This is a genomic window from Pseudoalteromonas sp. OFAV1, from assembly GCF_021532595.1.
Classification (GTDB): Bacteria; Pseudomonadota; Gammaproteobacteria; order Enterobacterales; family Alteromonadaceae; genus Pseudoalteromonas; species Pseudoalteromonas lipolytica_C.
This window is the reverse complement of the sequence record NZ_JAKGBG010000056.1, coordinates 19,297-28,686: the sequence shown is the minus strand read 5'-3', so window position 1 is coordinate 28,686 and position 9,390 is coordinate 19,297. Positions and strand designations below refer to the sequence as shown.

The following is a 9,390-nucleotide window of genomic DNA, read 5'->3' as shown; positions in this document are numbered from 1 at the left end:
ACCACAGATGCATCTACACTACGTTGGAATAGCTCTGCAGCGGCTTTGTCTTTAGTACAAATCACTTCGGTATGGTTTGAACCAAACTTAGCAATATGATCAATGGCACCAGCAAAGTCAGGTACAACTTTAATTGCGATTTCTAAATCTAAATATTCTTCACCAAACTCGTCGTCAGCAAGTACTGTTGCATTATCAAAGTACTCGGCAGCTTTCGCATCTGCATTTACTTTAACGCCTTCTTGACGAAGAACAACAGCACACAGATTTAAAAACTCATCGGCGATATCTTGGTGTACCACTAAGCCTTCTAGAGCATTACACACACCAGTACGCTGAGTTTTACCATTTAATAGTAAATTGATTGCTACATTCAGGTCAGCATCTTTATCTACATAAAGGTGGCATACACCTTTAAAGTGCTGAATTACTGGAATGGTGCTGTTTTCCGTTACAAAATTAATTAAACCTTCGCCACCACGCGGAATGATTAAGTCAATAGTGTCGCGCTGTTGCATCAGTTCCATCAATAAGCCACGGTCTGGATCTGGGATCACCGAAATTAACGCTGCCGGTAAACCATGCTTTTCAAGTACTTTGTGCATCACACTTGCAATAGCTTGCGAGCTACGAAGTGCTTCTTTACCACCACGTAAAATAACACCATTACCTGATTTAAAGCATAATGCACCCGCATCAGCCGTCACATTTGGGCGTGCTTCATAGATCATACACACAACACCAAGTGGTACACGCATCTTACTGATCTTAATACCATTAGGACGCTCTGAAATTTCACGTAACTGACCAACTGGATCATCAAGGCTTACAATTACTTCAATACCTTCAGCCATTGCCTCAATGCGCTCATCATTAAGCGTTAAACGGTCAATCATAGCTGCAGCAAGGTTATTATCACGCGCTGCCGCTAAATCACTTTCGTTTTCTTTGATGATAAAGGCTTTGCTTTCACGTAGCGCCTCTGCCATCTCAGTTAAAACTTGATTCTTAGTAGCAGTATCAAGCAGGGCTAACCGCGTAGCCGCTTTAGCTGCTTGACTCGAAATATCCGTAATTAAACTCATGACTTCTCCAATAATGCGATATCTTTTTCTGAAACAACTGGGCCGATTGAATCTTGCATCTTTTCGCTAAATTCACTTTGCTCGTTGTCAGCAATAAAATTCAATAAACAGCTACTGTAATTCGCTGTCGCTTTTGCTAGACGCGTACCATCATCACTGCGGACTAAAATAGTATCGCCTACGCCAAATTCTCCATGTACTGCAACGATCTCATCGCTGCGAATACAACCATCTTCGGTTGACTCGTCAATTGAGCCTTCAACAACAACCTCACCCTGCTCATTTGCAGTGTGTGTCATCCAGTGCACAGCTTCTTGCATTGGCTTTTCATAAGGTGTGAAGATTGTACCTGGGTTGTCACCCTCTAATAATCGATTAAATGTTTCTTCTTTGAAACCATTCAAGATAAAGGTAGTAATACCGTGTGAAGTCGCTTTTTCTGCCGCTTCAATTTTCGTTTTCATACCACCTGTACCTACTGCGCTTGTAGCACAGCCTGCCATTGCATAAATCGATTCATCAATGCTTTCGATTTCCGGAAGTAGTACCGCATCTTCATGTAAATTAGGATTTTTATTATAAAGACCGTCTACATCTGAAAAAATCATTAACGCATCAGCATCTGCCGCAGCAGCAACCATGGCTGATAAGTTGTCGTTATCACCCACTTTAAGATCATCGGTTGTTACCGTGTCATTTTCATTGATAATAGGTAATACACCGTGCTCCAGTAAAGTAAATACTGTTTCACGTATACTGGTATAACGCTCACGGTCACGTAAGTCACCGTGTGTTAATAAAATTTGCGCAGATGGGAAATCAAAGAAGCGATCCCACATTGCCATCATTTCGGTTTGACCGGCTGCTGCCATCGCTTTTTTCATTGTCACTGAGCGCTTTTCTTGCTTTGGAAACAAGTGTGAACCTGCAGCAACCGAACCCGATGACACTAAAATTACTTCGATACCTTGCGCACGACAGCGAACGATGAACTGTGCAATGGTTAGTAAGTAGCGAGAACGACACCCGTCCTGCTCCGGTGCGATCAATGCGCTACCAACTTTTAATACTATACGTCGCCATTTAAACTTTTGCATAACTGTTCAACTTTCCATTTTACTATCTGTTCAGTGCCACTATGCCACTGATAAAAAGACTCGCGATTAGTATCACTAAACGCACTGACTATTATCACTTTGTCAAACCACTTATCTATACACACGACTATGCCACGCAACGACTGCGATTAGATATAGCACAACTTTTATTCAGTCAGTAGACCAAACGGTTATAAACCATAAGTTGATAAAAAAGATAAGTGTTGTTTATGTATCGCTGTAAAAAGCTGTGTGCGGCTTTTATTAATAACAACATACATAGAGCCTATACAATCTGGTACACCAGCAGATAGGGTGTAGATTGTATGACCGAGATTCAGCTGCCACGATGGGAGCTAAACATTGACCAGATAATGAACCATAATTATATTCAACACGTAATAAATGTACGCTGAATCTACACAAGTTCATTTCTATTTAATTTGAAAACAAAGTGTATAAAACACTAAAAATGTCGCAAACAACTGATTTTTTGAAATCAAAGCTAAAAAAAATGTGCTTATCGCTAATAACTATTTAGATATCAAATTGTTTGAACACGAACTATGATACGGGAAATTAGGGGCAGAGATCAAGTGCGAAAAGTAGTCATAAGCCTTATACTTACCATAACCACAGAAAATACACATTTAATAACAGTATGTTAGAGGTCTTTTGTTGATATGTAATAATTTTTAATGAGCCAAACTAAGTTTTATTTTCAAAACACCCCCAAAAAGTAGTAATAACGACTAAAATCGTATTTGAAGCAACAAGATTGCTTGTATCCATGACGGTGAGTAGGCTTTAATAAGCAAGCATTATATTTGGAAAGTCAGCGACTAATTATCGTCTTGAAACGCGATTATCTAAGGTGTTGGTATTTTTAAGTTGTAGTAACTAAAGGATAATTCATTCTATGTCAGCAATTTTTATAGCAGGGATCGCCTTGTGTTCAGTATTGGCACAATGGGTAGCGTGGGCGTTTCGTGTACCGGCTATTTTGTTTTTACTACTAACAGGTTTATTACTCGGACCCTTTAGTGGTGTGCTAGAGCCTGATGCACTTCTTGGCGACTTGTTATTTCCTGTCGTCTCTTTAAGTGTGGCGGTGATCCTGTTTGAAGGATCATTAACATTGCACTTTCGAGAACTTAAAGGCATTGGTAAAGTGGTTCGAAACCTCTGTTCAATCGGGATGATCACGACCTGCCTGGTCATAAGTCTCAGTGCCTACTGGATTTTAGAGCTTAATTGGCGTGTTGCTGCTGTTTTAGGAGCAGTGTTAGTTGTTACAGGCCCTACTGTCATAGCGCCACTTTTAAACTCTATGAGGCCCACCCAAGATATCGACCGTATCCTCCGCTGGGAAGGCATCGTGATTGACCCAATTGGGGCTTTATTTGCGGTATTGGTGTTTGAAGCCGTTATGTTGGTTGGTCAGGGTGAAGTATTTAGCCATACCATTATCGCGCTATTTAAAACCTTAGGCGTTGGTTTGACAATTGGTGTAGTTGCCGGATGGCTTACTACGCTTCTTATTCGCCGTGAGTGGCTGCCATTTGAATTACACAAGTTTGGTATTCTAGCCTTAGTACTTATTAGCTTTACCGTCTCTAATCACTTAAGCCATGAATCGGGCTTACTAGCAGTAACAGTATTTGGTATTTGGCTTGCCAACCAAGATGAACTCGAAATTGATTCAGTGCTTGAGTTTAAAGAAGATTTATCGATGATTTTAATTTCATCGCTATTCATTTTACTTGCAGCCCGCCTTCAATTATCTGATTTGATGATGTTACACAGCGATGTGTTTATTTTCTTAGCTATTGTGCTATTTGTGGCTCGCCCAGCGTGTATCGCGATATCTACGTTTAGAACGGACTTACCTATTAAGTCTCGTTTAGTGCTGTCATGGATTGCACCGCGCGGTATCGTAGCCGCAGCGGTAGGTTCTGTCTTCGCATTAAGTATGGTTGAAGCCGGTATTGCTGATGCAGAAAAAATGGTACCACTCATATTCACAGTGATTATCGTAACAGTAGTACTACAAAGCCTAACAGCAACGCCACTGGCAAAGCTGTTAAAAGTGCGCCAACCTGCGCCAAATACCATTTTGATTATTGGTGCAAACCATGTCGCTCGTGCCATTGCCTGTGGCTTAAAAGATCAAAATATTCCGGTGCACTTGTCTGACCCTGCATGGGAGAACTGTAAAATGGCACGTATGGATGGTTTGCCTTGCTACTATGGTAATCCACAATCTGAGCATGCTGAGCGTTATTTACCGTTAACGACGATTCGCAGCGTATTAGCGCTTTCGCCTAACCGCCATCACAACGCATTAGGCGTGCAATACTTCTCGCACCTGCTCGACGAAAAGGATGTGTTTTCATTACGTTCTTCAACTAACCACGCCAAAGCAAACAAAGACAGTGCAACCTTTTTGTCTCGACAAATTTTGTTTGGCGATAATGGTGCGTATGCTCGCTTGAGTAGCCTAATTGCAAAAGGTGGCAAAGTCAGTGCCACACGGATTTCAGAAGAATTTAGTTGGGAACAATACAAAGAAGTAAACAGCGAAGCAATTCCACTGTTTATTTTGCATGGTGAAAAATCAGATGACGATGACTCTCCTGTGAAAATTCGCCCGTTCACAACCAACATGGAAAAAGCTCCTCAAGTAGGTGAACGTATTGTTGCGCTTCAGCCTCCAAAGATGTCGGTTTTAAAAGACCCTAATAACGGCAAAAATAAAGAGATAAAAGAAGATTAATAACAAAAGGCCAGTTTAAAACTGGCCTTTTTTACACACAATTATACCGACTACATCGGCAAGCGAGCACGGGCGACGACGCTGTCAGGCATTTTTTCGGCAAGCTTAGCAAGTAAGCCTTCAATTTTTTTATGGGTGGCTTTATCAGCAACCATTGAATGAAACAACCAACGGTAAGCATCTTCATAATCTCGCGGACTACCATAACCTTGGTTAAACAAATTAACCAACCGCATCTGGGCTTTTAAATTCCCCTGTGCAGATGCCTCTCGCAGATAAGTTACAGCCATTGCTTTATCTTGCTGTACTAATTGACCGACATCATAGTAGCGCCCTAATTGCTCAAGTGCGGCCGCTAGACCCTGCTCAGCAGCCTTACGCATATAGTAGACACCAAGTTCTACATTTCGGTCGACACATACGGCATACGCTAGCATGTCACCATACAAGAACTGATACGATGGCAACGCCATTTTATTGGCTCGCGCTTCGATATCTTGAACTAACTGGCAATCATCTGCCTTTACACGTGCCAAATGGGTGTTTTTATTTATTAGAGCGATTAACTCGCTCTCTGTGTAAAGAGGCACAGCTGTAATGGGCTCTTCAGCCATGCTTAGGCTTGAGAAGAGTAATGTTAAAGGCAATAAAACACGCATCAAAATCACTTAAATAAAGTCGGTCTTAGCAAATAATATACAATTATCATTCCAGAGTGAATTTGGGGCACAAAAAAAGCTGCCGAAGCAGCTTTTTCAGTCACTATGACGATTATGCAAACGGGCTGCGTAATACCATAGTTTCTACACGATCTGGGCCAGTAGAGATAATATCAACTGGAACACCAGTGATTTCTTCAATACGCTTGATGTAATCAAGTGCCGCTTGCGGTAATTGATCAACTGACGTAGCACCTACTGTGTTTTCTGACCAGCCAGGCATCTCTTCGTATACTGGTGTTACTTTCTCGTAACCTTCAGCAGCTAATGGCGTAACGTTCGTTACAGTGCCATCTTCTAACTGGTAACCAGTACAGATTTTTAATGTTTCTAAACCATCTAATACGTCTAGTTTAGTTAAACAGAAACCTGAGATGCTGTTGATTTGAACTGCACGGCGCATTGCCACTGCATCTAACCAACCAGTACGGCGTAAACGACCAGTCGTTGCACCGAACTCATGACCTTTTTCACCTAAGTGCTTACCTACTGGATCTTGTTTATCAAGACCGTCGTAAAGCTCTGTAGGGAACGGACCAGAACCTACACGTGTTGTGTAAGCTTTGATAATACCTAGCACATAATCAAGGTGTAATGGACCAAAACCAGCACCTGTCGCTACACCACCCGCTGTTGTGTTTGACGATGTTACGTACGGGTAAGTACCGTGGTCGATATCAAGTAATGTACCTTGTGCACCTTCAAATAAGATGTTGTCACCCGCTAAACGCGTTTGATCAAGTAGCTCAGTAACATCAACAACCATTGCTTTTAAGATATCTGCGATAGCCATTGCATCGTCAAATGTCTTTTGGAAGTCAACTGGTTCAACTTTGTAGTAATGCTCTAACGTGAAGTTATGGTATTCCAATACTTCTTTAAGCTTGCTAGCAAACTGTTCTGGGTTGAATAAATCACCAACACGTAAACCACGACGTGCTACTTTGTCTTCATAAGCTGGACCGATACCACGACCTGTCGTACCGATTGGCTTATCGCCACGTGCTTTTTCACGGGCTAAATCTAATGCAATGTGGAAAGGTAAAATTAACGGACATGCTTCGCTAATTAATAAGCGCTCACGTACTGGTACGCCACGCTCTTCTAGCATACCGATTTCTTTCATTAATGCTTCTGGTGATAAAACAACACCATTACCAATCACACACTTAACATTGTCACGTAATACACCCGATGGAATAAGGTGTAAAACCGTCTTTTCACCGTTGATTACCAAAGTATGGCCTGCGTTATGACCACCTTGATAACGAACTACTAAAGATGCTTTGTCTGTAAGGAGGTCAACTACCTTACCCTTACCTTCGTCACCCCATTGGGTGCCTAGTACAACAACGTTTTTACCCATTGCAAATTCACTTAGAAAAAATTAGGACGAGATTTTATCAGAAAACGAGGTGAAAGATCACCCCGTTTAGCTTATTTTTTCTGCGCCTGAATTTTTATCATCTAAATAAACGCGACAAGCTGTGTCAGAACAGGGAGTTATAAACTGGCAAGAGTGAATAAATTAATAAAACACAGAAACAAAAAAGCCCTACAAACTGCAGGGCTTTTGTTCAACACAGTATTTAATTACTGTGCTTTCGATCCTTTCATATAGTTAAAGAAGTCGCTGTCTGGTGAAATCACCATTACGTCTTGTTTATCTTTGAAGGTCTTTTTATACGCTTCTAAGCTGCGCACAAAACCAAAGAACTCAGCATCTTTGCTGTAAGCATTCGCGTAAATAGCAGCAGCTTCAGCATCACCTTGACCACGAACCGTACGTGCATTACGTTCAGCATCTGCCAGCATAACTGTAACTCGACGGTCTACTTCAGCACGAATGGTTTCAGCTTTTTCTTGACCTTCAGAACGGTGCTCTTTTGCCACTGCAGTACGCTCAGCACGCATACGTTGGAAGATTGAGCTACTCACTTCTTGTGGTAAGTTAATTTGCTTAACACGCACGTCTAGCACTTCGATACCTAGCTCCTGCGCACTTTCTGAAGCTTGTACTAATGCTTCTTCCATTAGCTCACTACGTTCACCAGAAACTATCTCTCTGATTGTACGCGAACCAAAGTTAGTACGAAGACCATTGTTCACTTTTTGCTTAAGTAATGTTTCAGCGTATTGCTTATCACCACGTGCACGAAGATAAAAAGCACTAAAATCATTAATACGCCATTTCACATACGAATCAACGATTAAGTCTTTTTTCTCGCTTGTTACAAAGCGGTCAGGTGCACCATCAAGCGTTTGAATACGTGCATCTAAACGACGTACTTGGCTAAAGAATGGCACTTTTAAATGTAAACCAGGGCCATATACCACCGCGTTATCGTTGCTGTCTTTTTCAACTTTGCTGAATAACAGTACGATCGCCTTTTCGCCTTCTTGAACAACAAATACAGCAGAGAAAGACAATACAACAGCAAGGGCAAGTATTACTAAACTAAAATTCTTCATCTTGCTTATCTCCCCTCATTAAAACGGTCAGTTGCGAAACGATCATTACTCGAATTAACCGTGCTGTTACGCGACGTGTTTATTTTATTGCGAAGATCTTTGATATCACTTGAGCTTGGTAATGCAACACGTGTTGCCGTACCTTGCTTTTCCATGATTTTATCAAGTGGTAAATACAACATGTTATTACCGCCTTTCACATCAACTAACACTTTAGAGCTGTTACCAAGTACTTCTTCCATCGCATCGATGTATAAGCGCTGACGTGTTACTTCTTTTGCTTCTTGATATTCAGGTAGTAGCTTTTCAAATCGTGCCACTTCACCTTGTGCTTCAAGCGTAATACGTTCACGGTATGCTTCTGCTTCTTGCGTCATACGTGTAACCTGACCACGCGCTCGCGGTTCAATTTCACGGGCATAGGCTTCAGCTTCACGAATGAAACGTTCTTCATCTTCTTGCGCTGCAATTGCATCATCAAAGGCGTCTTTAACTTCACCCGGCGGACGTGAATCTTTAAAGTTCACATCACTAACGATAATACCTAAATTATACGGCTCGATGATTTTGTTTAGCTCATCCCATGTTTGTTGACGAACAAGCTCACGGCCTGTTGTTAACACTTGGTCCATCTTCACATGACCAATTACATAACGCAGTGCGCTATCTAATGCTTGCTGTAAGCTATGATCAGCATCGGTGACGCTAAACTTGTATAAATGCGGGTCGATAACACGGTATTGTACTTCAAACTCAACATTAACCACGTTTTCGTCTTCGGTTAGCATGAAACCTTTTGCAGATAAAGAACGAACTGCTTCGATATCAACCGGGATCACGCGTTCAATGAAGGTCATTTTCCAACGTAAGCCTGGTTCTGCAATACGGTCATATTGACCAAACTGTAAAACAATACCACGTTCAGCTTCTTTTACTGTGTAAATACCACTTAATGCCCATACAATGACGGCAATAATCAGGATGAAAGAAATGCCTGCGCCACCAAGTCCGCCGTTATTTTTACCTGGCTTGTTACCACCAAATAAACCGCCAAACTTGTTGCCGAACTTACGCAGTACCTCGTCTAAATCAGGTGGGCCTTGATCTTTTCCGCCTTTATTATTCCACGGATCTTTATCATTGCCATTGTTACCCGGTTCATTCCAGGCCATAGCTATACTCCATTGTTATCTAAATGAATTAGGTTAAATCTATCAAATCTACAGCATTTCTCATACTAA

7 protein-coding genes are annotated in these 9,390 nt (G+C 41.5%); 1 reads left to right on the top strand and 6 read right to left on the bottom strand.

Features of this window, described 5'->3' with window-relative positions; all coding sequences use genetic code 11:
- On the bottom strand, positions 1-1,085 hold a 1,085-nt coding region (locus tag L1267_RS20755), incomplete at its 3' end, for a glutamate-5-semialdehyde dehydrogenase (protein ID WP_235383988.1).
- Positions 1,082-2,182: a glutamate 5-kinase gene (proB, locus tag L1267_RS20750; protein WP_135923275.1), complete on the bottom strand. Its 1,101-nt coding sequence runs from the start codon at positions 2,180-2,182 to the stop codon at positions 1,082-1,084. The genes L1267_RS20755 and proB, both read right to left, overlap by 4 nt.
- 919 nt (positions 2,183-3,101) lie before the next feature.
- On the opposite strand from proB, the gene L1267_RS20745 reads away from it, so the two are divergent.
- Positions 3,102-4,958: a cation:proton antiporter gene (locus L1267_RS20745; protein WP_135923274.1), complete on the top strand. Its 1,857-nt coding sequence runs from the start codon at positions 3,102-3,104 to the stop codon at positions 4,956-4,958.
- A gap of 50 nt (positions 4,959-5,008) precedes the next feature.
- Here L1267_RS20745 and L1267_RS20740 read toward each other — a convergent pair whose 3' ends face one another.
- The 4 genes from L1267_RS20740 to hflK all read right to left on the bottom strand — a co-directional run bounded on the left by L1267_RS20740 (position 5,009) and on the right by hflK (position 9,321).
- Positions 5,009-5,617: a tetratricopeptide repeat protein gene (locus L1267_RS20740; RefSeq protein ID WP_135923273.1), complete on the bottom strand. Its 609-nt coding sequence runs from the start codon at positions 5,615-5,617 to the stop codon at positions 5,009-5,011.
- A 112-nt stretch (positions 5,618-5,729) separates the two neighbouring features.
- Positions 5,730-7,043 (bottom strand): adenylosuccinate synthase, encoded by a 1,314-nt coding sequence (locus L1267_RS20735; RefSeq protein ID WP_135923272.1) that lies wholly within the window; start codon positions 7,041-7,043, stop codon positions 5,730-5,732.
- A 227-nt stretch (positions 7,044-7,270) separates the two neighbouring features.
- A complete protein-coding gene (gene hflC, locus L1267_RS20730; RefSeq protein ID WP_135923271.1) occupies positions 7,271-8,149 on the bottom strand; it encodes a protease modulator HflC in 879 nt (292 codons plus the stop codon).
- Between the two features lie 5 nt (positions 8,150-8,154).
- On the bottom strand, positions 8,155-9,321 hold the full coding sequence (gene hflK / locus L1267_RS20725) for an FtsH protease activity modulator HflK (RefSeq protein WP_235383987.1): 1,167 nt from the start codon (positions 9,319-9,321) through the stop codon (positions 8,155-8,157).
- Between the last annotated feature and the right edge of the window lie 69 nt (positions 9,322-9,390).

Bases quoted from the DNA above. Each gene is read 5' to 3' on its own strand.
- proB (WP_135923275.1), bottom strand. From the start codon at position 2,182: ATGCAAAAGTTTAAATGGCGACGTATAGTATTAAAAGTTGGTAGCGCA.
- L1267_RS20735 (WP_135923272.1), bottom strand. From the start codon at position 7,043: ATGGGTAAAAACGTTGTTGTACTAGGCACCCAATGGGGTGACGAAGGT.
- L1267_RS20745 (WP_135923274.1), top strand. From the start codon at position 3,102: ATGTCAGCAATTTTTATAGCAGGGATCGCCTTGTGTTCAGTATTGGCA.
- L1267_RS20740 (WP_135923273.1), bottom strand. From the start codon at position 5,617: ATGCGTGTTTTATTGCCTTTAACATTACTCTTCTCAAGCCTAAGCATG.
- hflC (WP_135923271.1), bottom strand. From the start codon at position 8,149: ATGAAGAATTTTAGTTTAGTAATACTTGCCCTTGCTGTTGTATTGTCT.
- hflK (WP_235383987.1), bottom strand. From the start codon at position 9,321: ATGGCCTGGAATGAACCGGGTAACAATGGCAATGATAAAGATCCGTGG.